Genomic DNA, 25,065 nt, shown 5'->3' with positions numbered 1-25,065 from the left:
ATCCCATGGCTCTTTTTTTGTATCAAGGGTTTTACCCCTATTGCACCCTAACAAACACTAACCAATGGCCTGATTTAAATCTTCTATTAAATCTTCCACATCTTCTACACCAATACTTAGCCTTATAAGCGTATCTTTCAACCCTCCCTTTTCCCTTTCCTCTTTAGGAATGCTGGCATGGGTCATAGAAGCAGGGTGGCCACATAGAGACTCAACGCCACCCAAAGACTCTGCCAAAGCAAAAAGCTTTACCCTCTCCAGAAAATTAGTAGCATCTTTGATATCGTCCCCCTTCAATGTAAAAGAAAGCATGCCACCAAAATCACGCATTTGAGCAACAGCAATGTCGTGATTCTTGTGATCTTTTAAACCAGGATAGTAAACTTTATCTACTTTAGGATGGGAGTTTAAGAAGTCGGCAATCGCCCTGCCGTTTTCACAATGCCGCTGCATACGCAAATGAAGCGTTTTGATCCCTCTTAACACCAAAAAGCAATCTTGAGGGCCAGGAGTTGCACCACAAGAGTTTTGTATAAAGGATAGCTTTTCGAGTAGATCTTTATCATTGACCACTATGGCTCCCATAACCACATCGGAGTGCCCCGCAAGGTATTTGGTCACGGAGTGCATGACAATATCAGCACCAAAATCCAAAGGGTTTTGCAGGTAAGGAGTCGCAAAAGTATTATCAACAGCCACCATCACCCCCTTCTGGCGGGCCGTAGAGATGATGCTTTTTATATCAACCACATTCAACAAAGGATTGGTAGGCGTTTCAACCCAAACCAACTTGGTCTTCTCATTGAAGTAAGCCTCCACACTTTTAGGGTCATCCATAGGGACGAAATGAAACTTAATGCCATATTCAGAAAATATTTTTGTAAAAATCCTGTATGTTCCCCCATAAAGATCATTGGTAGAAATAACCTCATCGCCCGGTTTTAGCATTTTGATAATAGCATCAATAGCCGCCATCCCCGAAGCAAAGCAAAGGCCGTACTTCCCATTTTCCAAAGCACTGATGCTATCCTGCAGAGCCGACCTGGTAGGATTATGCGTACGAGAATACTCATACCCTTTATGCTGCCCCGGCGAGCTTTGCACATAAGTAGATGTTTGGTATATAGGTGTCATGATAGCACCTGTAACTGGATCCGGTTTAACTCCGGCATGTATGGCTTTCGTTCCGAATTTCATAGAATCTTAAAGTTTATTTTTTATGCAAGTTATACTTTTTGCCTGATGTTACATAATATTGCTTTTTCTTAGATTGTTTTAATTATTCAAGATTTCTACTGATGGCGTTAAAAAACCTCCTAAAAAAAAATAAAAGCTCGGCAGTTTACTTGCTGATCTTAGGGGGGCTTGCACTGACCATGTCATCGATAATGACTTTTTTTGCTGCCACACAAGAAGCTTTTATACATGCTTTCCGATGGGAGCAATGGACACTCTTTTTCTGCCTTACAAGTTTAACGATGGCTGTAGGTCTTACGCCAACTACTTTCATAGCACTTCTTACAGGGTATTTCTTAAGTTGGGCAGCCCTACCTCCCTTAGTCATTTCTTATTGCATAGCCTCTGCACTGGGGTACTATGCGGCCAATTGGGTAGACAAAGGGGCTTTTTTACAGAGCATCTCCGAAACCAAAGGAGTGGCAGGCATTCTGAAAAATATAAAAAAGAGCGAATTCAAGCTAGTATTTTTTTCCAGACTATCTCCAATACTTCCATTTGCCGTTACAAACATCCTTTTAGCTTTAGCCAAGGTAAAACATAAAAGTTATTACCTCGGATCCCTTACAGGAATGCTACCTAGAACAACATTATCAGTTTATATCGGTAGTACCATTGCCACATTTTCAGATATTGAGCAACAAGACACAGATATTACCAGCAGGCTTATATGGCTGTCCCTCATCACCATATCCTCTGCAGGAATTTTACGTATATTTGTGAAGGCTTTTAAATCCGAGAATTAATAACTTTCATTTTTCACCAATACGATTGCCAATTGCACATGAAAAATAAAATTTTACCTGTTTTAGTAATTCTTCTTTTATGCACAACAGCGCTTTTCGCTCAATCCGAATTAAACACATTTTCTATTGCCGGCCGAGGCCCTGCCACTACCTTTGCCAATGACTACCATACTATTGGCATTAACCCGGCAAACCTGGGCAAAAAACAGTTTAAGTCAAAAACCGTCACTTTCGGGCTGGCAGAAGGAGGCATGTCTCTATATTCAGGCATTTTAAGAAGAAGTGAACTTACTAGTCTGTATAATTCCACAGACCGCTTTGGATACGACCAAAAAAGGCAAGCCATGCATACGTTTACAAGCAGCCCTATGGCTATAAATGCTTCTATTATGTCTCTTGGCGTAGCAGTGCAAATTGAAAAAATAGGAGGGTTTGCTTTTAACTCAAGAGACAATTTAAATATCTATACAGAATTTAGCGACTCTTTCTCTGAACTACTCTTTATGGGCTACGGGTCACGTTTTTTTGATGAACTGGTTTTGCATAACGGAGATGTAATGGCCAATACACCGCAAAACTATCAACAATACATGCGCCAGATTGCCTATGGACGTTCCAATACACCGTTTAGTTTTTCCGATGTGTTTGATGGTTCAAGAATATCAATGAACTACTATAGAGAATATAATTTAAGTTATGGGAAAGAACTTTTTAGTAATGATATGATCTCTATAAGTGGTGGAGTGGGCGTAAAATATATTCAAGGATTTGCACTTCTTGACATGGTTGCAGAAAACGGAGAACTAAGAAGTACAGGCGCATTTTCCCCTGCTTTAAACCCTTATACCAATGGTTTTGAAGGTCCCTCTGCCAGCCATGGCTCTAACCTCTCCCCTGCCGGTCATGGATGGGGCATGGACTATGGTGCTACTGTAATTTTTAAAGAACGCTTACGATTTGGGGTAGCCGTCAACAACATTGGTTCTGTTACCTACAATACCAATGTTTACTCCATGAAAGATATACCCCTCAATGAATGGTCAAGCCCAGGAGCCATGAATTATGCTTTCTATGAAGACTTAAATGATGCTATAGACATACAAAACCCTGTAAGGTGGGAAGGCGAAGAACAAGTAACAGTTCAGCTGCCTACTATGTGGAGAATTGGCTCTAGTTATCACCTGAAAGATGATAAAGCAAGTATAGGATTTGATTTGGTAGTTCCCGGGAATAGTGCCCCCGGAAACTTTGAAAGACCTTTGATTTCAGTCGGTGGAGACATTAGGCCTCTAGGGTTTTTAAGAGTGTCTGGTGGAATGGTTTATGGTGGCAACTTTGATCAAAGACTAGCTGTCCCCCTTGGACTTACTTTTGTGCTAGGCAAAAACGGCACATACGAGGCTGGTTTTGCTTCCAGAGATTTCATTTCCTGGTTTATGAAAGACAACCCTATCGCATCGTTTTCATTCGGATTTCTCAGGTTCAGAATATAACCTAGTATAATAAACCCTAAAGGCTGGTGCAGTAGGGCCTACTGAAAAAATCACAAGCGTATCCAAAAGGAATTTCTTTTGGATACGCTTATGGCTAAGCCAAAAGATCAAACAGTCTCTATAAAATATTCAAAAACACCCTTTTCATGAGTTTTAATATTCTTCTTGTTGTAAAGCCAACATTTCTTTACAGTAGAGTACTTCTGAATCTTCTATAGTGCTACTTTTATTAAGGGAATCAGGAGCAACAGGTTTTATGTTTTCAGAATCCTCAACAGGGGCACCTTCCTTGCTACTTTGCTTTTCTTTTTCTCCATAAAATATTGCCAAAAGAACAGCAAGTACAAGCATCACGAACAAACGTAACCGAGTATTTTTATACAAAGGTTGAGTGGCTTTTTTATAGGAATAAATGTCCTTATAGTTATTCAAAAGCTTATCAAAGTCCTTGTGCTTATCTATTTCTTCGTCTGTTAATTCGGGCTTATTTTTATTAATCTTAAACTTTTCCATTTAGGAAACCTTATTTTAGTTTTATATTTTTTTTTATTTTACCAATTATGCGGTAAATTTTGACCTTGGCATTATTTTCAGTTACCTTCATAATATGGCCCACTTCTTTAAAAGGCTTGTTTTCAAAAAAACGAAGCTCTAAAAACTGCACTTCCTCTGTAGAAAGTTGATTAAGAGATTTTATAACCAGACTTTCCCTTTCTGCGTCATATTCCGGCTCTAAAGCTTCCATCATACGCTCCAAACCAGCGTCTTCAATACTTACATAACGCTGAACCTTCTTAGCACGCACAACCATATTAATTTCATTACTAGCAATTCGATAAAGCCAAGCTGAAAAAGGTAGCCCCCGGTGTTCATATTTGCCGATATTCATCATAGCCTTTAGAAAAACCTGTGATGTGATATCTGCCGACAGCTCCTCACGGTTTGTTCTACGGTACACAAACCTAAATATAGGGTTATAATACTTCTCATATAGAGGAGCAAAATGCTCAGGATTGCTTTGAGCCCTGCTTATCCAAATACGCTCTTGCGCTATTGCACTCTTAGATTGATGTATTGTCTGCAAAACGAAAAAATTTTTACCTACATAATGCAGGACTGCAAGAAAAGATACACTTTTTATCCTAAATAAAAGAGATTTTTTATGAGAACAGGTGTGACCAACAAAAATAAAATCGGATCAACATGGGCAACACACCATAGTCGTAACATTCCAGCTACGACTCATTAATTTAGTAGCGTCTCGCTAACTACCATGTCGCCACCCTCCCCTTTCGGAGTTGCCTACCTGAAAAAGTATTTTCACAAGAATTCTAAAGCACTGAACTGAATATACTTGATTCGCAAAAAAAAAATTATCTGTAAGCCTTTACGACTAACCCATCAAGCCTACTTCACTGAAAATAAAAAAAGCGCAGTTTCCTGCGCTTTTTTTATTTCTATTAATATTCGATAGAATTATACATTTAGACTATCGTCTATTTCATCTTTCCATGCCATAATCCCTCCTTTTAAATTATAAAGGTTTTCATAGCCATGATTAGATTCCAAAAAGTTGATGGCATTAGCACTACGTTTTCCGCTTCGGCAATGCACCACTACTTTTTTATCTTTTGAAACCTTATCTGTATTTTGAGGAACTGTCGCCAAGGGAATCAATTCACCATTGATATTAGCTGCATCATATTCGCCTGGTTCACGGACATCAATCAATTGAAAGTCTTCATTGTTGTCCATCATTTGCTTAAGTTCCTTTACACTGATTTCTTTCATAGAAATGTTTTTTAAATGTGAATAACCTCGTCGTATGCTGCTGCTGTAGCTTCCATAACCGCCTCAGACATTGTAGGGTGAGGGTGTACAGATTTAATAATCTCATGACCAGTAGTTTCAAGTTTTCTGGCCACAACTACCTCAGCAATCATTTCAGTTACATTCGCACCAATCATATGCGCCCCTAACCATTCACCATATTTAGCATCAAAGATAACTTTAATAAATCCATCTTTGTGACCAGCTGCACTTGCTTTTCCTGAAGCGGTAAAAGGAAACTTACCAACTTTCACTTGATATCCTTTGTCCTTAGCTGCTTTTTCAGTCAAGCCAACAGAAGCTACTTCAGGGAAACAGTAAGTACAGCCAGGAATGTTACCGTAATCAAGTGGTTCAGGGTTTTCGCCAGCAATTTTTTCAACACAAATAATTCCTTCGGCTGAAGCCACGTGAGCAAGAGCAGGTCCTTTTACAATATCACCAATGGCATAAATACCTGGGATATTAGTTTTATAGTAATCGTCAACAATTACTTTGCCCTTATCTGTTGCAATACCTACATCCTCAAGACCTAAACCTTCTAAGTTTGTAGAAATACCTACAGCCGACAATACGACATCCGCTTCGATATTTTCTTCACCATTTTTGGTTTTCACTTTCACCTTGCATTTAGCACCAGAAGTATCCACAGACTCAACAGAAGCATTGGTCAATATGTCTACACCTGCTTTTTTGAAAGATTTTTCAAGCTGCTTGGACACATCTTCATCTTCTACCGGTACAATGTTAGGCAAGTATTCCACGATGGTAACTTTTGTGCCCATTGCATTATAAAAGTATGCAAACTCTACACCAATAGCGCCAGATCCCATGACAACCATAGATTCAGGCTGCTTGTCCAATACCATGGCTTGTCTGTAACCTATTACTTTTTCACCATCTATTTTCACATTTGGAAGCTCCCTAGACCTACCACCGGTAGCAAGGATTATATGGTCAGCATTGATCACCTCTTTTTTACCATCTTCAGCAGTCACTTCAACCTTTTTAGACCCCAACACTTTACCAAAGCCTTTTATGTGATCTATCTTATTTTTTCTGAAAAGAAATTGAATTCCTTTGCTCATTCCCCCGGCCACATCTCTACTGCGCTTAACCACAGCGTTAAAATCAGCTTTGGCTTCACCAACTGAAATACCAAAATCAGAAGCATGCTTTATATACTCAAATACCTGAGCGCTTTTAAGTAAAGCTTTTGTTGGTATACATCCCCAGTTCAAACAGATTCCACCTAATTCAGCTTTTTCAACAACACCTACCTTCATTCCTAGCTGAGAAGCCCTAATGGCAGCCACATAGCCTCCCGGGCCGCTACCAATCACGATCAGATCATATTTTGCAGACATAGTAAAAAACAATTAATTTGTTGAGCAGGCAAATTTAAGGGATTTGCTTTTATATCAAAACCAATTATGCGTGTTTCTACTTAGGATGCAATCCAAAACCCACAAACTTATGATTTTAAGACTACTATAGAAAAATATTTACATTCATATTTCAAGCATCAGTTATCAGCAGATGACTGGTAAAATGCGTAAATTTAACTCACACGCTACAATTATAGGCCTTGGCAATAAATATCAATATGCTTTTTATCACAAGTGTGACAATGCTACACGTTAAGATTTTCGCACTTTCTTTTTAATTATGAATTGGACGCTTTAATTTTGGTGCTCTGTAATTAATCTTTTTTAAAATGAGTTTATTAAAAGGAAAAAATGTATTGGTAACTGGTGCCTCAAAAGGGATTGGCCGGGCTATGGCACTTAAGTTTGCACAGGAAGGCGCAAATGTTGCCTTCACATATTTATCAAGTGTTGAAAAAGGCGAGGCATTGGAAAAAGAGCTTCAAGCTTCAGGTATAAAAGCCAAAGGTTTCCGTTCTGACGCTTCTGATTATGCAGCAGCGGAAAAACTTATAGGAGATGTAGTCTCTGAGTTTGGGTCTTTGGATGTGCTGGTAAACAATGCGGGCGTGACCAAGGATGGACTGCTTATGCGTATGTCTGAAGAACAATGGGACGCAGTAATAAACATCAACCTTAAGTCGGTTTTCAACCTGACAAAATGTGCGACCCGTCAATTGATGAAGCAAAAATATGGTTCCATTATAAACATTACTTCGGTAGTTGGAGTAGCTGGTAATGCGGGTCAAGCAAATTATGCTGCTTCTAAGGCTGGAATCATCGGTTTCACAAAATCTGTTGCCCAAGAATTAGGCTCCAGAAACATCAGATGCAATGCCATTGCTCCTGGATTTATTGAAACAGAGATGACCGCAGAGCTTGATCCTAAAGTTGTCAAAGGATGGACAGATGCCATTCCGTTAAAAAGAGGAGGCGCACCGGAAGATGTTGCCAATTGTGCTGTATTCTTGGCCTCTGATATGTCTGCCTATGTTACTGGACAGGTGCTATTAGTAGATGGTGGAATGCATACTTAAACCTGGATTATACATTAGATTTCGTTATGAGGGGCAAAAGAACAAAAAATCAGCGTATTTGGTTTGCAAAGCATAGTGGTTCTATGGTTAAAAAACCAAATGCGAGCGAAGCGTCTGATTTGAAGTTATTTTGCCACGCAATAGAAAGTTCTAATGCATATTTCAGGTTAAAATAACCAAAAATACGATTTAGAACAGGGGAATATACGTTTCTCCTGTTTTTTTACGTTTAGCTGTAAATGGAGAAATTACAAATAGTCACAGAATATTCCCTTTGGTTTGCCTCGCTCTGCCTTTTGGCAGGCTTTGGATATGCTTATCTCCTATACCCAAAAAAAGCACCTTGGGGTTCTGGCGTTAATAAGATCCTTTTTACACTACGTTTTGTTCTAGTTAGTGTACTTTGCCTGCTGCTGCTAGGCCCTCTGGCAAAAATGATCAAAAACCACCCTGAAAAACCTACTGTGGTATTTGCCATTGATGATTCCGAATCTATTATAGATGGGACAGACTCTACCATTTTACAAAATTTCAAAGAAAATCTTGTTGAGCTGGAACAAGCCCTTGGCACAAAAGACATTGAGACTAAATTTTATTTTTTAAGCGGCAGCAAAAACAACTTATCAGAAAATAGTTTTACAGCCCAAGCGACCGACCTTACCAAGCTTCTCAGAAATATTCAATCTGATTACGAAAACAGGAATTTAAGTGCAGTAGTACTTGCTTCAGACGGTATTATTAACCAAGGCATGTCCCCTACCCACAGCTCTTGGCGGTTCCCAATCCACGCCATTGGGCTGGGCGACACCAATGCACGAAAAGATTTAAACCTAAAAGCACTGTTCTATAACAAAGTAGCTTACGCAGGGAACAAATTCCCAATAGTAGCCGAACTACACAATACAGGCTTCAAAGGAAAAGATGCCAACGTTACCCTAAAGCAGAACGGCAAAGTGTTGGGACAAAAAAAGGTTACATTTGATAAAGAAACCGGGGTTCAGGAGGTCAAGTTTTATACGTCTTCGGAAACCCACGGTATTCAGCATTATGTAGTGGAAACAGACGTTCTTGATGGAGAATTTACGGCAAAAAACAATGTTTCCCATGCTTATATAGATATTATAGAAGGACGGGAAAAGATACTTATACTCGCCGCAGCACCACACCCTGATATTAAAGCCATTCGAAGTGCTTTAGAAACTAAAGCAAACTATCAGGTAGAAGTCCATATTCCAGGGTTGAAAAAGTTTAAAGACGAAAAATACGACCTGGTCATTTACCACCAGCTACCAGACAAACGCAATACTGCTGCTGACCTGATTAATAAGCTGCAAGGAAAAACCTCATCACTTTTTATAATCGGCAGCCAAACAAACCTGCAAAAGTTCAATCAATTGAACAAGGTACTGACCGTCCACTCAAATTCATGGCAAAGAGACCAAGTCTTAGCAGTTTTCAATAAAGCATTCGACAGATTTTCTTTCAACAATAATGAACCGGAGGTATTTGCAAAATATCCTCCATTGGCTGTCCCATACGCAAACTATTCAACAAAAAATAACCCTGATGTACTTTTCCACCAAAAGATTGGGAACCTAAAAACCCAAAAGCCATTGATTTTGGTTGATAAAGGCGAAGGAGACCACAAGTTTGGCGTAATAGCCGGCGAAGGAATTTGGCAGTGGAGAATGACAGAGTTTACAGAAACTGGCAATTTTAAGGCCTTTGACCATATGCTTGCTTCCCTGACAAAGTATTTGTCTTCTAAGGAAGACAAGCGGAGATTTAGGTTTTACCCTTTATCAGACCAATTTTTGACTACAGACCGTATCTTATTTGAAACAGAGATCTATAACTCTATTTATGAAAAAGTATACGGAAAGAAGATCGACATCAGCATTACCAATGAAGAAGAAATAACCAACACGTACTCTTTTGTTAACAGTGAAGCCAACTCGGTATTTGAAGTAAAAGGTCTAGGAGAGGGCATTTATAAATATACAGCCACATTAAATGACGGCGACAAAAAAGAAAAAGTACACGGAGAGTTTCTTATAGAAAAAGTTTCTCTAGAAGCACTGGACATGACTGCTAACCACGCCATGTTAAGAAACTTAGCCTCTCAAACCAGTGGTACCTTTGCTTTGCCTTCAGACCTATCTTCTGTAAAAGAAACACTTTTAGGAAAGCAAACAAAAAGTATTATCCACAGCACAGAAGAACTTTCTGAAATTATTAATCAGTGGTGGCTATTGTTGGTTCTACTATTAATTATTTCTGTAGAATGGGGTACTAGAAAGTTTAAAGGAGGATATTAATTTTTGGGGTTACCCATTTAACCTGAAATGTGCATTAGAACTTTCCATTACGTAAACAAATAACTTCAAATCAGTACTTTGCTCACATTTATGTCTTAAACCATACCGGCACTATGCTTTGCGATCCAAAAGTGCTGATTTATTGTCTTTTCTGCTCCTCATAACCCCATAGTTCAGGTTTAAATCTCTTAAAAGCACAAAAAACAGAGGCCACTTCTGATAATAGAAGTGGCCTCTTTGTATTTATAATACCGAGTTTTACAACTCTGACTATACTTATTTACCCTTATGCTCTTGAATCAACTTAAAGAAGTCGTCAAACAAATATGCAGAATCGTTAGGTCCAGGACATGCCTCTGGGTGGTGCTGCACTGAAATAACAGGTTTCCCCTTTATTTGAATACCAGCTACAGTATTGTCATTCAAATGAATATGGGTAATCTGAATATTTTCATTATCTTCACAAGACTCTCTGCTAACCGCAAAACCATGGTTCTGGCTGGATACTTCACACTTACCAGTAAGTAAGTTCTTCAACGGGTGATTGATTCCTCTGTGGCCATTGAACATTTTGAAGGTAGAAAGTCCTTGTGACAAAGCAATAATTTGGTGCCCTAGACAAATACCCAGTACCGGTATATTGGCATCAATGATTTTTCCTACTACCTCGATAACCGCTTTTAAAGGTTCAGGGTCGCCAGGACCATTTGATACAATTACGCCATCAGGCTTCCATTCCATCAGCTCTTCAAAGCTAACATTGTAAGGGAATACCCCGACAAGTGCATTTCTCTTTACACTACTACGCAAAGTATTTTCTTTTACTCCAAGATCAATAACAGCCACTCTATAAGGGCTATCAGCAGCGCCAAGTTCATACTTCTCTTTAGTAGAAACTTTTGAAGCCAATTCCCTACCTTTCATAGGCGGAACTTTGCTCAATTGCTCTTTAAGTGCTTCAAGGGATGTCCCATCATTAGAAATGATAGCATTCATAGCACCCTTTTCCCTGATATGGCGAACCAATTTCCTGGTGTCTACATTTGATATCGCAGGAATATTTTCTCTCTCAAAATAAGATTGAAGTGTCTCCGACTCCCTGACACGTGAATGGATCGGGCTGAAGTTTTTACAAACAAAGCCATTAATTTTTACAGACTTAGACTCTGATTCGTCTGAATGAATACCATAGTTCCCTATATGAGAAGTACTGGCCACTACAATCTGTCCAAAATAAGAGGGATCGGTAAATATCTCCTGGTACCCTGTCATACCAGTGTTAAAACAGATCTCCCCAGCACTGGTTTTAGGTGTCCCATGAGATGTCCCGTAAAAAACGGTGCCATCCTCGAGCAGTAAAATACCTGTTCTGTTATCCATTATATTCGATGTTGTCAATTGATACTAAGATATTGATATTAAATTACAATTATTCAGGCAATTACATGCTTAAATAAAAATTTCGCTCACTATATACCTTAAGGAAAAACTCATCCTTAAGACTGTCAATGAAGTGAATAGCTTCACCTGTAGACTTCATTTCTGGCCCTAATTCCTTGTTTATTTCAGGGAATTTGTGGAATGAAAACACTGGCTCTTTTATAGCATACCCTTTTTTAGTCGGGTTAAAGGTGAAATCTTTAACCTTTTTGACCCCTAGCATCACCTTGGTGGCATAGTTAACATAAGGCTCATTATATGCTTTAGCTATAAAAGGAACGGTTCTGGAAGCCCTAGGGTTCGCTTCAATAACATAAACTTCATCATCTTTTATAGCAAACTGGATATTAATAAGACCTACAGTGTTGAGTGCTACAGCAAGTTTCTTTGTAATATCCTCTATTTTTTGAATAACTGCATCACTTAAATCAAAAGGCGGCAATACTGCATGAGAGTCTCCAGAGTGGATTCCCGCAGGTTCAATATGCTCCATCACCCCTATGACATATACATCCTCACCGTCGCAAATTGCATCAGCTTCAGCTTCAAGTGCCCCTTCAAGGAATTGGTCAATAAGGATTTTGTTTTGAGGCATGTTGTTCAAGATATCCACCACATGTTCCTCAAGCTCCTTTTCATTGATAACAATTTTCATACTCTGCCCACCCAATACATAAGAAGGCCTTACCAGTAAAGGAAACCCAAGCTCCTTACTCATTTCCACGGCCTGCTCCGCTGTGGTAACAGATCCAAACTTAGGATAAGGAATATTAAGATCTCTCAGCAAAGCAGAAAACAAACCTCTGTCTTCCGCAAGGTTCAGCGGTTCAAAACCGGTTCCTATAATAGGTATTTTGTATTTATGAAGTTTTTCTGCCAGCTTAAGTGCCGTTTGGCCTCCTAACTGAACAATAACACCTTCTGGTTTTTCATGCAGGATTATGTCATAAATATGCTCCCAGAAAACCGGCTCAAAATAAAGTTTATCAGCAGTGGCAAAGTCTGTAGACACAGTCTCAGGGTTACAGTTGATCATGATTGTCTCATAACCAGATTCCTTTGCGGCCAAAACTCCGTGTACACATGAGTAGTCAAACTCAATACCCTGTCCAATACGGTTAGGACCAGAGCCCAACACAATCACTTTCTTTTTATCAGAAACGATAGATTCGTTTTCTTCTTCAAAAGTGGAATAGTAATACGGAGTAAGTGCTTGGAATTCAGCAGAGCAAGTATCTACAGTTTTATAAACCCGTTTAATGCCTAATTCATTTCTCTTCTCATATACTTCACTTTCAAGACATCTCATAAGATGTCCCAACTGCCTGTCTGCATACCCTTTTTGTTTGGCCTGCATCAACAAGTCTTTAGGAATAGTATCTAAGGAATACTTCTCAATTTCCCTTTCAAGGCTAACAAGTTCCTGAATCTGGTTTAAGAACCAAGGATCAATCCAGGTGTTTTTGTGAATAGTACTGAAAGATATACCTAACTTAAATGCATCATATACATGGAAAAGCCTGTTCCAACTTGGATTAGCAAGACTATGCAGGATCGCCTGCTGATCAGTAAGCTCTTTACCATCAGCTCCAAGACCATTTCTACCAATTTCCAGTGATTGACAAGCTTTCTGAAGTGCCTCTTGGAAAGAACGACCGATACCCATGGCTTCTCCAACAGACTTCATCTGGAAACCTAACCTACGATTAGCACCTTTAAACTTGTTAAAGTTCCATCTTGGTATTTTAACGATTACATAATCAAGTGTAGGCTCAAACATGGCAGAAGTATTGCCAGTAATAGGGTTGGCAAGCTCATCTAAGGTATAACCTATCGCTAATTTTGAAGCAATTTTAGCAATTGGATAGCCCGTTGCTTTACTAGCCAAGGCAGATGACCTGGAAACCCTAGGGTTTATTTCTATGGCAATGATATCCTCATTTTCATCATTGCTGACAGAAAACTGGACATTACACCCACCTGAAAAGTTACCTATAGAGCGAATCATTTTGATAGCCATGTCACGCATTTTCTGGAAAGTGCTTTCCGAAAGTGTCATGGCAGGGGCTACTGTTATAGAATCCCCCGTATGGATCCCCATAGGATCAAAGTTTTCTATAGAGCAAACAATGACGACATTGTCACTCTTATCTCTTAGCAATTCTAATTCATATTCTTTCCAGCCAATAACCGCTTTGTCGATCATGACTTCGTGAATAGGAGAAGCTTGAAGACCATCATGTAAAGCCGCTTCAAACTTTTCTGGCTCATCCACTACGGCACCTCCAAAACCTCCCAGCGTGTAGGAAGGTCTGATTACTACCGGAAATCCGATTTCCTGTACGGCTTCCTTACCTTGTAAATAAGAAGAAGCTGTCTTAGATGGAGCTACAGGAACCCCAATTTCTTCCATTTTTTCTCTAAAGAGCTCGCGGTCTTCAGTAACTTCAATGGCAGCAATATCTACACCTATAAGCTTAACATTATACTTTTCCCAAATTCCAGCTTCCTCACATTTAATAGCTAAGTTAAGGGCAGTCTGTCCACCCATAGAAGGTAAGACAGCATCTATATTTCTTTCTTCAAGAATTTTTACAATTGACTTCGGCTCTAAAGGTAACAGGTAAATATGGTCAGCCGTTACCTCATCTGTCATAATGGTAGCCGGGTTCGAGTTTATAAGAGAAACCTCAATGCCTTCTTCCCTTAAAGACCGGGCGGCCTGAGAGCCCGAATAGTCAAATTCACATGCTTGGCCAATAACTATAGGGCCACTACCTATGATTAGAACGGATTTTATAGATTCATTTTTTGGCATAATTGTTCTGTAAATCTAAAATTTAATATATAAAACTGAAGGCAACCTATCTTTTAAGGTTTAAAGGTCTCAATAAATTTAGTAGTATAATTTCCGCTACGGAAATCTTCGTTTTCCATTACTTTAATATGAAAAGGAATGGTAGTTTTAATACCTTCCACAATGAACTCATTTAGCGCCCTGTGCATCCTGTCAATAGCTTCTTCTCTTGTTCTGCCAGAAGTAATGAGTTTGGCAACCATAGAGTCATAGTAAGGAGGAATTTCATACCCAGAATGAATATGAGAATCTACCCTTACGCCGTAGCCTCCAGGCTTATGCAGACCAGTAATTTTACCCGGCGATGGCCTAAAGTTATGATCTGGGTCTTCTGCATTAATCCTACACTCAATCGAATACTTTTGAGGGTATAAGCTTTCACCAGAAATTTTATGTCCGGCGGCAACTTTTATCTGCTCGGCTATTAAGTCAAGATTGGTAACCTCTTCGGTTACAGGGTGCTCAACCTGAATACGGGTATTCATTTCCATGAAATAAAAGTTCCTGTTTTTATCAACAAGAAACTCAATGGTACCTACGCCTTCGTAATCAACAGCTTTAGCAGCCTTGATGGCAGCCTGCCCCATTTGCTCTCTTAACTCAGGGGTCATAAATGGAGATGGAGACTCTTCTATCAGTTTCTGATGCCTTCTCTGCACAGAACAATCTCTTTCAGATAAATGTGCCACATTTCCATATTGATCTCCAATTATTTGTATTTCTATATGCCTTGGCTCCTCAATAAACTTCTCCATATACATTCCGGCATTACCAAAAGCGGCCTCTGCTTCCTGCATAGCTTTGGTCAAGGCATTCTCCAACTCAGACTCCTCCCATACAATCTTCATTCCCTTTCCACCACCACCTGCCGTAGCTTTTAGCATTACTGGATAACCTATTTCTTTGGCAGTAACTTTTGCTTTCTCTACACTTTTAATTAACCCTGCAGAACCTGGAACCGTAGGAACGCCTGCTTTAATCATCGTATCTTTAGCATTAGATTTATCACCCATGCCATTGATCTGATCAGGAGTAGCCCCTATAAACTTGATATTGTGATCCCTACAAGCAGAAGAAAAAGCGGCATTTTCAGACAAAAAACCATAACCAGGGTGAATAGCATCAGCATTGGTAATTTCCGCAGCCGCAATAATACTATGAATCTTAAGATAAGAATCCTTACTCTGTGGACTTCCTATACAAATAGCCTCATCTGCAAACCTAACATGCAGACTATTCTTATCTGCGGTAGAATAAACGGCTACCGTTTTAATGCCCAACTCTTTGCACGTACGGATCACCCTTAGAGCTATCTCGCCCCTATTTGCTATTAGTATTTTTTTGAACATTCTAATCTAATTTACAGAAATCAAGTTATCAGTGTATCTAATTATTAAATATCAAGCCTTTAGCAAGAACAACGTCTGGTCTAACTCTACCGCTTGTCCATCTTTGACCAGAATTTTCTCTACAACACCAGAAGTTTCAGACTCTATTTCATTAAAAAGCTTCATCGCTTCAATAATGCACAAGGCTTGTCCTGGTTTAACTTCAGTCCCTACTGAAACAAGTGCTGGTTGATCCGGTGCCGAAGAAGCATAAAAAGTGCCTGTCATAGGTGATTTAACAGGGACAAGATTTGCATCATCAGGTTGCACTGGAGGATTGACCGGCGCTGAAGGTTCCGCTACTGGAGCTGATGGTGCAGCTTGGGTGGCTGCCGGCGCTTGTGGTAAGCTTTGTACAGGTCCTGGAACTATAAAGTTTTTTTCTGTTACTTCAGGATCACGCTTCACCTTAATTTTAACATCAGAGGTTTCAAACTCCACCTGCTGCAAGCCTGCTTCATAAATCTGCTTTAAAACCTCTTTAATTTCCTTAATATTCATTTTTTTATTATTAAAAACATTCTCAAAAGATACTATATCGCATTACCACGAATACTAGCAATTATAAAAAACAACCTTCTCTTTATCCTTTTTCTAAAAATGGCAAAACAACTTCTAACCAGTCAAAATTAGGCATTTGAGCTACTTTATTTGTAACATCAATAAACTGAGCTATCGTTATTTTGCCACTTATGAAATATTTTTATAAGTATTCCAAGCTAAAACAAAGCAAAACTAATAATAAACAAATGAAAAATCGTTCTTTTTTACTACTCTTTTGCTCAGAATTACCACAAATGTCATTTAGGCCGAATTTCTTTCTGCGTTAATTATGCCAAAAGAACACCGTATTACCATCCTTTCATACACTTCTTTCAAATTAGCTATAGACTCTTGCTCATCGGCCTGTCTAATTTTTGCCAATGCGAATTGCTGAATAGTAGTCAATGGCAATTCAATTCTCTGGCGCATTTGTATTGACAGTTTATCTACAGGCTTATTATCCATTAATTCTTCCTCTCCGGTAAGCTCCAATACCAATTTTATGGTACGTTGATACTCATCGTGGAAATCATTCCACAGATAACCATACTTTTCGTGCTTGCCAAAACTCTGCGTAAGAGGGAAAAATGCTTTGGTCATGGCCATTTCACAATTGCCAATCAAGGCCCTAAAATAAGCGGAATTTTTATAAAGCTGCACGACCTTGTCCCATTTACCTTGCTTCTTAAACTTATCTAAAGCAGATCCAACACCATAGAAACCAGGAAGATTTTGCTTGATTTGACTCCAAGAACCTACATATGGTACTGCTCTCAAATCATCGAGGGAAAGTTTTTTATCTTTATTCCTTTTAGAAGGTCGACTAGCTATATTCGCTTCTGCATAGTATCTTAATGGGCTGAAATAGTTCAAGTAGTCAAGAAAATCTTCGTTGTGCTTTAATTCTTTGAAGGCGTTATAGCTTTCTTCTGACAACTCTTGAAGGGTAACAGCATCCTCATCAGTCAATGTAACATCATTGTTCCTGAAAAGGGCATTGTTAATACCAGCATGCAGCAACTGCTCTAGGTTATATTGAGCAGAGTCGCTGTTCCCAAAGTTCGAACTGATAGTTTGCCCCTGTATTGTTAATTGAATCTCTTTGTTTTCAATATCACCACCCATTGAAGCATAAAATTGATGGGTTTTACCACCACCACGAGCAGGAGGGCCTCCCCTACCGTCAAAGAAAACAACCTCTACATCATATTTTCTGGAGATTTCAGTAAGCTCTTTTTTAGCTTTATAAATGCTGTAGTTGGCCATCAGATAACCTCCATCTTTGGTACCGTCAGAAAAGCCCAACATGATTGTTTGTATATTCCTTCTGCGCTTCAGATGTGATTTATATCCTTCTGTGGTATAAAGCTCTTCCATAACTGCAGGAGCAGCTTTTAAATCATCTATTGTTTCAAATAAAGGAACAATATCAATATTTAGTTCTTCTTTCTTCCATCCACTCAAAAGGAAAAGCCCATAAGCTTCTAGTACACTTAAAGCTTTGGTAGAGTGGCTAATAATATAGCGGTGACAACCCTCTTCACCATTGATCTGCTGAATAGTTTTAACAGCATGCATGGTTTTGATGGTATCTTCGTGCAGCTCATCGCTAAAATCAGAAGGTGAAACCTCTTTTGAAATACTTAATAAAAGATCAGCTTTTTCTTTATCTGAAAGATCATTGTAATTTTCAGGAAGCGCATCTGTTTTTTCTGCAACCTGCTGAAGGATCTCCATGTGTACTGAACTATCCTGACGAATATCCAGTGTTGCAAAATATAGCCCAAACACCTCTACCTGAGCTATTAAAGCATCTACCTCCGTAGCAAAGAAACCATTGTACCTGTCTTCCAATACTTGTTTAATACTTAATAAGGTATCAACAATTTCCTCTTTTGAAATATCAGCCTCATGACCAGGAACAAATATGTTGTTATACAACTTTTCTTCTAAGGCCTTTAAAGGAGCAGCTACATTTTTAAATGTCAGTCTCCTGCTTAATCGTCTCACCTCACGGTAATAAGAAACAACAATGGCAGTTCTTAGCTCGTCAGCAACTTTTAAAGTAGTGTCAGCCTTTACAAAAGGGTTTCCATCTCTATCGCCACCTGGCCAGAAGCCTAAACGCACCACAGGGTTATGAAGGTCAAGGATTTCCGGGAAATGTTGTTTTAATGAAGTATAAATTTTACCAACAGCAGGATAAAACGTATTCTGAAGGAACCATATCAAACTCTTGGCCTCATCAAAAGGTGTTGGCCTTTCTTTCTTTAAGAAAGGAGTAATACCTAATTGCTGTAAATATGAATTAATTACAGCACTATTATCAGCTTGTAAAGCCTTAGCCAAATCATGTATAATACCTAACACTGAGCTTGGATAAAACTGTGTTGGGTGAGCTGTTAGCACAAGTCTTACAGAAAATTTTTTAACAACTTCTTTTAATTCTTCATACTTGTCGTTTACAGCAACATCTGACCACAAATGCCTCATAGTACCTGGGCCATTGGTATCATTGACCTGAGAAAAGGCGGCATCTTCCAAGGCGTCGAAAAGTACTACCTGCCGCTCTGTATATTGAATAAACCTAAACAGTAAATCGTTACGGTTTTTATCGTCCTTGTAAGAGGTGTATTGATCAAAAAAAGAGTTTACAATCTCTTCTGGACTTTTCCCATTTCCAAATCCATCTTCACAGTGTGCCAAAAACATAGAAAGTAAAATACCTGTTCTTTCTACTTTATGAAAAGGAAGGGATGTAAACAAACTATTATAAAGCTGAAATTTATTCCCTACTTCACTTTTAAACACCGACAACATTCTGTTATCTGCTTTTACCATTTTGCTTTTTCCTGTATCCAAATGCATTAGCAGCTATTTTTTATGTACTGACTATATATTAAGAAACTTAAATTGACCACAAAAGTAAATTTGCTTTAACAATTCTACAATGTTTCATCAATTTTAACTCAAAAAAACAAAAATAAAATCATATATTTTTATTTATATTTAAAATATCTAACATAAACAAAACTTATGAACTATACCTTACACCAGCTACAAATCTTTTTAAAAATAGCTCAATTAGGCAGCATTACCAAAGCTTCAGAAGAGTTATTCATCAGTCAACCAGCAGTTTCCATACAACTAAAAAAGTTTCAAGAACAATTTGATATCCCGCTAACCGAAGTCGTGGGCAGAAAACTCTATGTAACCGATTTTGGAAAAGAAGTAGCTGCTGCTGCAGAAAAGATTATCGATGAAGCATATGCCATAAACTACAAAGCGCTCTCTTTTAAAGGTATTTTATCAGGCAGCCTTAAAATTTCTGTTGCTTCTACAGGACAATATGTAATGCCTTATTTTTTAGCTGATTTTATTCATAAAAACAAAGGAGTAGAACTAAAAATAGATGTAACCAACAAGCTGAGGGTAATAAAAAGTCTTGAGAAGAATGAAATAGATTTTGCCCTTATTTCTGTATTACCCGACAAGCCAGGGATAGAAAGTGAAGAACTGGTCGAGAACAAATTATATTTGGTAGGAAATACAAGACTGGAAACCATTCCAAAAACTCACTCTAAAAGCGTATTAGAAGAGCTTCCACTTATCTATAGAGAAGTTGGCTCTGCTACACGAAATGTCATGGAAAGGTTTATTAAAGAAAATGAACTTTCTATAAAAAAGAAGATGGAGTTAACTTCTAACGAAGCAGTAAAGCAAGCTGTAATAGCTGGTCTAGGCTATTCCGTCATGCCCCTCATTGGCATCAAAAATGAATTGAACAACGGGTCATTACAAATTATTCCTATTGATGGTTTGCCAATAAGGTCAAAGTGGCGCCTTACTTGGTTAAAAGACAAAAAAATGTCGCCTGTAGCAACGAAGTTTATACATTACATTAAAAGCGAAAAATCAAACATTATCAAAAACGAATTTGATTGGCTAAAGGATTATTAGTTTACAATGGGATATTGAGAAAATTTGATCCATCGTTTCTTTTAACTAGTCACAAGTGCACAAACGCTATAGCCTCAGATTCGAAGTACTTCCAATAAGTCTTCACAGAAGGCCACACATATCTGCACACTTGTGAGTTTATCTAAATGCTACTTTGCAAGTCTTTTATCCTAAATAAGCAGTATACATCCATACAAGCTTTTCTTGCTCTCTGATGTAATCACTCATCAGAGCATTGGTTCCCTCGTCATCGGCATCACCAGAAAGTTCCAAAATTTCCCGCTGTAAAGTGAGAATGATGCGAAGAGCTGCCAAAATGCTTTTCACGCCTTGCGTTCCATCTGTCACATTTGCTTCCTCCTTGATAGAAGCATGTTTTAGGTAATCTGTATAACTGTGGTACGGGGTGTACCCCAAGGTCAATACACGCTCTGCTAGTTCATCATTTTTCACTTGCAAGTCTGAATACAATTCTTCAAACTTAGCATGAAGTTCGAAAAACTCTTTACCTTTAATATTCCAGTGCAAACCTCTGGTGTTAATATAGAATATTTGATAATTAGCTAAAAGAATGTTCAGCTTGTCTGCCAGCGTCTTGGCTTTTTCATTATTAATTCCTATTGTATTTAGCTTTTCCATAAATAAAAAAGTTTTGATTTACTCAAAGGTACAGCCGTCATAAAGAAAAATCAAAGAGATTTTCCCTATCGCTTATAAACAAAATCTATCAATCAACTGTTTTTGGGCCTCTAAGGTTTACAGGCTACTTATATTTGTCCCTTACCTCTGTCCCATCAGGAAGAAACTGCAAGTAGATATTTTGGTACCCTGGCTCCTGAAGCACCAAAACATAAAAAAAGTCAGTAGGTGTGTAACACTCTAGGAACTCATAAACCTCCCACCTAAAGTAATCAGTCCGCTGGAAAGAAAACCAAACATCTTTAGGCAACTTGGAGCGTCTAAGTAGTTTCTCGGTCCTAAACCATTCCCCATCTGGCTTATAGTAAGCCCTGTGTTTATCTTTACTGTATTTAAACTCTGCTACGTAATGGTCTTCATATTTTCTATACCGCCATTTTGACACCTGAATAGAACCATATTTTTCAACAAATGCTTGTTCCACTTCTTCTGGAATATCCACTTTCGTTCTCTGGCCAAAAGCAGAGAAAGAAACAACTAACAACAAAATCAATAATTTATTCATATCAAAACTTAAATCCACCGCCAACCGAGGTAAACAAGGAGCATGACCTCACCTTGCATAAACCATTTATAGCGTATAATAACCAACAATCTTAAAGCATTTACCCATAACGTCTCAGTACAAATAACACCTACAAATGTATGAAAACATTCATGCTATTTGAAATCTTTTTAATGCATTAGGTTTCGTTATGAAGGGCAAAAGAACAAAAAATCAGCGTATTTGGTTTGCAAAGCATAGTGGTTCTATGGATAAAAACCAAATGTGAGCGAAGCGTCTGATTTGAAGTTGTTATGCCACGCAATAAAAGGTTCTAACGCATATTTCAGGTTAAGTCACATATATTTAACAGTAATCTTTATTCTTTTTTCAGGGACATCAAGAGTTACTTTGGTATCGCTAAAAGAAGGAGCACTTAGCTTCACTTTCGGATTGTTAGAAAATCCGAATCCTTCTTTAGGAATTTTCATCCAACTATAGTCCATTTTTTTATTTAGATTTTCGTCATGTAGCAAAGCCACTGCATATTCTCCAAAAGGTAATTCTCCTGTATCAACCACACACTTACCATCTTCAATTTCACAATAGAACCTTTTATAAGAACCACCATCTTTTAAAAAATCCTCTTCTGAGTTATATAACCCCAACCGTACATTGCCATCATCGTTTCTAAACCCTTCCATTTCAATAATCAACTTCCCATGTTGAGCAAAAACACCACCTGACAGCAGCGAACAAGTTAAAACCAACACCAGAGATCTTAATATTTTACCCATAAATAAAAACCCGTTATTTATCTTAAACAACTCAAAACTTTCTCATTTATTGAAAAAACCAGCCAAAATTAAACCCGGATGAAGCAAAAGGGCTGGATATAATTGTCAAAAGAAAAAAAACAAACAAATCCCCTGATTTCAAGCCCTTTTCACACATATAAAAAAGGCTTACTACATTTTATGCTAATATATCGAATATAATTTATGCCAGTACAAAGAAACACATCTTGCATTCATCAAAACATAACCTGTTACATATGGTTTTAATTATAAAAGGAATTTTTTAATGGATTAATCCATCGAGTTTTTTAATGTACGAAAAGATGAGCAAGAACGAACCGGATAAAAAAGATCCACAAGATACTAACAACCCTGACATTTCAGGAGGATATTTAAAATACTTAATCTACTTTTTGCTGTTTCTAATGGTAATGTTCTGGCTTTGGTCTCCTGGCGGACCTGCCGAAATTACATGGACTGACTTTGAGGAAATGGTAAAGAATAAAAAAGTAGAAAGTGTTAAAGTAATAGATAGGGAAATTGCAGAAGTAACTTTGCGAGAAGACGTAGAAGTGAACGAGGAAATAAATGACGAGGACACTCCTGCTTTATTTGAGACCACAGGCGCACAATACCAATTTAACATAGGTACACCAGAAATTTTTGAAGATAGGCTGTGGCGTATCCAAAGAGAATTTCCTGAAGATGAGCAAGCGGAAGTCATATATACTTCTTCTACCGATTGGTCGTGGTTACTCATTTTGGCCTTTCCCCTTTTACTTCTTATTCTAATCTTTTCCTGGGGGCGGCGCATGAGCAAAGGCGGCGCAGGAGGCAATATGTTCTCCTTTGGCCAATCAAAAGCTAAAATGTTTACTAGTCATGATAAGCTAGGAGTAAGTTTTAAAGATGTAGCAGGGATGGAAGAAGCAAAAGCAGAGCTACAGGAAACGGTAGATTTTTTAAAACATCCTCAAAATTATACTAAACTAGGTGCTAGGATACCAAAAGGGGTACTGTTGGCCGGCCCTCCCGGAACAGGTAAAACATTAGTAGCCAAAGCTGTGGCAGGTGAAGCACAAGTTCCATTTTTCTCATTATCAGGCTCTGAATTTGTAGAAATGTTTGTTGGAGTAGGTGCTTCTAGGGTAAGGGACTTGTTTAATAAAGCCAAAGAAAAAGCCCCCTGCATAATTTTTATAGATGAGTTAGACGCCATAGGAAGATCTAGGGGCAAAAACAATTCGATGGGCGGTGCCAATGACGAAAGGGAAAATACATTGAACCAATTGCTCACCGAAATGGATGGCTTCACCCCAAATTCAGGGGTTATAGTATTAGCCGCTACCAACCGAGGTGAAGTATTGGATAAAGCTATTATGAGGCCTGGTCGTTTTGACAGGCATATATATCTAGAACTCCCAAACAACAAAGAGCGAAAAGATATATTTCAAGTGCACATGAAACACTTAAACCTAGAAGAGAATGTAAACACTGAAACGCTTGCTTCTCAAACCCCGGGATTTTCCGGTGCCGACATAGCAAATGTTTGCAATGAAGCTGCACTATTGGCCGCCAGAAGGAAAAAGAAAAAAGTAGGCCAACCGGAATTCTCTGATGCCTTAGACAGAATCGTGGGTGGACTAGAAAACAGAAGTAGCGTACTTTCTCCAGAAGAAAAAAAGACAGTTGCTTACCATGAAGCTGGGCATGCCTTGGCAACTGTACTTCTAAAAGGAATAGAAGGCGTAGTTAAAGTTACCATTATTCCAAGGGGGAAATCGTTAGGTGCTACGTGGAACAAACCGGAAGAACTGAAACTTTTGAGCCTTTCAAAACTCAAAAACGAAATAAAAATCATGTTGGCAGGCCGAGCTGCAGAAGACGTAATTTTTGAAGAGGTAACCTCTGGCGCATTGGATGACTTGGAAAGGGTAAGTAAGCAAGCTTATGGTATGATTGCCTATTATGGTCTTGGAGAAAAAGTTGGAAACATAAGCTACTATGACTCCTCTGGACAAGAAAGCTTCCAAAAACCATATAGCGAAGAAACTGGAAAAATGATAGACCAGGAAGTGAGAAAACTTGTAGATGAATGCTACCAGGATATTAAAAACATGTTTCTCAAACAGAAAAATAAATTAGAAAGCATTGGTAAAGTGCTTTTAGAAAAAGAAGTGATTTACCGTGATGATTTGAAAGAAATTCTAAAATAACGCTATCGATATATGGGAAGCAGAAGCTTCCCATTTTTTTGTACACCTTCCACAACTGGGCATTTAAAATAACTCACAACCACTCTTACCAATAAAAATTATTCATTCAAACATATTTACTTTTGTCCAACAACTTGTTTTCAGTAGGATCAATAGCGCCATGTCCCTGCATAAGCTTTTCTTTTCATTTATCAAGGGTATGAAATAAGCTTACTAAAGCGCCCTGACATTTTTTTATCCCCTACTCCTTTATACATAAATAATTGAGATCTCATACCTACTATCTCAATTAACATTAAACCTCGAAAAAGATGCGTGAGCTGCACAGGCTACCTGCTCAATGACATTAATTAGGGCGCACTGAAAAACGCCCAAAATTCTGATCTGTTTATATTTGTATAAAAATTATGAGGTATAAGTGCAAGTTTTTTTCGGTTAATTCTCATTTTCCCGTGCACAGTAAATTGAGAAACTTTTAACCTGAATTATGCGATAGATTTCGTCATAAGGAGCAAAATAACAGTAAATCAGCACTTTTGGGTCGCAAAGCATAGCAGCGTTATGATTAAGACACAAATGTAAGCGAAGCGACTG

At 38.4% G+C, this 25,065-nt stretch carries 19 protein-coding genes; 6 read left to right on the top strand and 13 right to left on the bottom strand.

Annotated features, from left to right (window positions below; all coding sequences use genetic code 11):
• Window positions 1–57 precede the first annotated feature (57 nt).
• On the bottom strand, window positions 58–1,197 hold the full coding sequence (locus tag RCC89_09625) for a cystathionine gamma-synthase (GenBank protein ID WMJ73421.1): 1,140 nt from the start codon (window positions 1,195–1,197) through the stop codon (window positions 58–60).
• A gap of 101 nt (window positions 1,198–1,298) precedes the next feature.
• Between RCC89_09625 and RCC89_09620 the strand changes: the two genes are divergently transcribed.
• The gene (locus RCC89_09620) at window positions 1,299–1,982 is read left to right on the top strand and encodes a VTT domain-containing protein (protein WMJ73420.1); all 684 of its coding nucleotides are present in this window, start codon (window positions 1,299–1,301) and stop codon (window positions 1,980–1,982) included.
• Between the two features lie 38 nt (window positions 1,983–2,020).
• A complete protein-coding gene (locus tag RCC89_09615; protein WMJ73419.1) occupies window positions 2,021–3,475 on the top strand; it encodes a DUF5723 family protein in 1,455 nt (484 codons plus the stop codon).
• Window positions 3,476–3,628: 153 nt separating this feature from the next.
• Here RCC89_09615 and RCC89_09610 read toward each other — a convergent pair whose 3' ends face one another.
• From RCC89_09610 to lpdA, 4 genes are all read right to left on the bottom strand, one after another.
• Window positions 3,629–3,988, bottom strand: a complete 360-nt coding sequence (locus tag RCC89_09610; GenBank protein ID WMJ73418.1) for a hypothetical protein — start codon at window positions 3,986–3,988, stop codon at window positions 3,629–3,631.
• Window positions 3,989–3,998: 10 nt separating this feature from the next.
• Window positions 3,999–4,559 carry a sigma-70 family RNA polymerase sigma factor gene (locus RCC89_09605; protein ID WMJ73417.1) on the bottom strand — a complete coding sequence of 187 codons (561 nt, stop codon included), beginning with the start codon at window positions 4,557–4,559 and terminating at the stop codon, window positions 3,999–4,001.
• A gap of 392 nt (window positions 4,560–4,951) precedes the next feature.
• Window positions 4,952–5,266 (bottom strand): rhodanese-like domain-containing protein, encoded by a 315-nt coding sequence (locus tag RCC89_09600; GenBank protein ID WMJ73416.1) that lies wholly within the window; start codon window positions 5,264–5,266, stop codon window positions 4,952–4,954.
• Between the two features lie 11 nt (window positions 5,267–5,277).
• Entirely contained in the window at window positions 5,278–6,672 is a 1,395-nt protein-coding gene (gene lpdA, locus RCC89_09595; GenBank protein WMJ73415.1) for a dihydrolipoyl dehydrogenase, read from the bottom strand.
• A gap of 350 nt (window positions 6,673–7,022) precedes the next feature.
• Here lpdA and fabG point away from each other — a divergent pair, with 350 nt between their 5' ends.
• Together fabG and RCC89_09585 are read left to right on the top strand one after the other, a co-directional pair.
• Window positions 7,023–7,769: a 3-oxoacyl-[acyl-carrier-protein] reductase gene (fabG, locus tag RCC89_09590; protein ID WMJ73414.1), complete on the top strand. Its 747-nt coding sequence runs from the start codon at window positions 7,023–7,025 to the stop codon at window positions 7,767–7,769.
• 239 nt (window positions 7,770–8,008) lie between these two features.
• Complete coding sequence (locus tag RCC89_09585) at window positions 8,009–10,087, top strand: VWA domain-containing protein (protein WMJ73413.1); 2,079 nt, start codon at window positions 8,009–8,011, stop codon at window positions 10,085–10,087.
• Window positions 10,088–10,363: 276 nt separating this feature from the next.
• On the opposite strand, the gene carA is transcribed toward RCC89_09585, so the two are convergent.
• The 5 genes from carA to RCC89_09560 form a co-directional block, all read right to left on the bottom strand.
• Window positions 10,364–11,467: a glutamine-hydrolyzing carbamoyl-phosphate synthase small subunit gene (gene carA, locus RCC89_09580; GenBank protein WMJ73412.1), complete on the bottom strand. Its 1,104-nt coding sequence runs from the start codon at window positions 11,465–11,467 to the stop codon at window positions 10,364–10,366.
• A gap of 61 nt (window positions 11,468–11,528) precedes the next feature.
• Complete coding sequence (carB, locus tag RCC89_09575) at window positions 11,529–14,345, bottom strand: carbamoyl-phosphate synthase large subunit (protein WMJ73411.1); 2,817 nt, start codon at window positions 14,343–14,345, stop codon at window positions 11,529–11,531.
• A gap of 53 nt (window positions 14,346–14,398) precedes the next feature.
• Complete coding sequence (gene accC, locus RCC89_09570; protein ID WMJ73410.1) at window positions 14,399–15,733, bottom strand: acetyl-CoA carboxylase biotin carboxylase subunit; 1,335 nt, start codon at window positions 15,731–15,733, stop codon at window positions 14,399–14,401.
• Window positions 15,734–15,784: 51 nt separating this feature from the next.
• The gene (gene accB / locus RCC89_09565; protein ID WMJ73409.1) at window positions 15,785–16,273 is read right to left on the bottom strand and encodes an acetyl-CoA carboxylase biotin carboxyl carrier protein; all 489 of its coding nucleotides are present in this window, start codon (window positions 16,271–16,273) and stop codon (window positions 15,785–15,787) included.
• A gap of 303 nt (window positions 16,274–16,576) precedes the next feature.
• Window positions 16,577–19,156: a phosphoenolpyruvate carboxylase gene (locus tag RCC89_09560; GenBank protein WMJ73408.1), complete on the bottom strand. Its 2,580-nt coding sequence runs from the start codon at window positions 19,154–19,156 to the stop codon at window positions 16,577–16,579.
• A gap of 195 nt (window positions 19,157–19,351) precedes the next feature.
• Here RCC89_09560 and RCC89_09555 point away from each other — a divergent pair, with 195 nt between their 5' ends.
• Window positions 19,352–20,275, top strand: a complete 924-nt coding sequence (locus tag RCC89_09555; GenBank protein WMJ73407.1) for a LysR family transcriptional regulator — start codon at window positions 19,352–19,354, stop codon at window positions 20,273–20,275.
• Between the two features lie 165 nt (window positions 20,276–20,440).
• On the opposite strand, the gene RCC89_09550 is transcribed toward RCC89_09555, so the two are convergent.
• The 3 genes from RCC89_09550 to RCC89_09540 form a co-directional block, all read right to left on the bottom strand.
• On the bottom strand, window positions 20,441–20,914 hold the full coding sequence (locus RCC89_09550) for a Dps family protein (GenBank protein ID WMJ73406.1): 474 nt from the start codon (window positions 20,912–20,914) through the stop codon (window positions 20,441–20,443).
• A gap of 124 nt (window positions 20,915–21,038) precedes the next feature.
• Window positions 21,039–21,479, bottom strand: a complete 441-nt coding sequence (locus tag RCC89_09545) for a hypothetical protein (protein WMJ73405.1) — start codon at window positions 21,477–21,479, stop codon at window positions 21,039–21,041.
• A 335-nt stretch (window positions 21,480–21,814) separates the two neighbouring features.
• A complete protein-coding gene (locus RCC89_09540; protein WMJ73404.1) occupies window positions 21,815–22,255 on the bottom strand; it encodes a DUF2141 domain-containing protein in 441 nt (146 codons plus the stop codon).
• A 323-nt stretch (window positions 22,256–22,578) separates the two neighbouring features.
• On the opposite strand from RCC89_09540, the gene ftsH reads away from it, so the two are divergent.
• Entirely contained in the window at window positions 22,579–24,471 is a 1,893-nt protein-coding gene (gene ftsH / locus RCC89_09535; protein ID WMJ73403.1) for an ATP-dependent zinc metalloprotease FtsH, read from the top strand.
• The last annotated feature ends 594 nt before the right edge of the window (window positions 24,472–25,065 follow it).

It is taken from the genome of Cytophagaceae bacterium ABcell3 (genome assembly GCA_030913385.1).
Lineage (GTDB): Bacteria > Bacteroidota > Bacteroidia > Cytophagales > Cytophagaceae > ABcell3.
The sequence above is the reverse complement of the archived record's forward strand: the minus strand, read 5'-3'. Positions and strand labels throughout refer to the sequence as shown.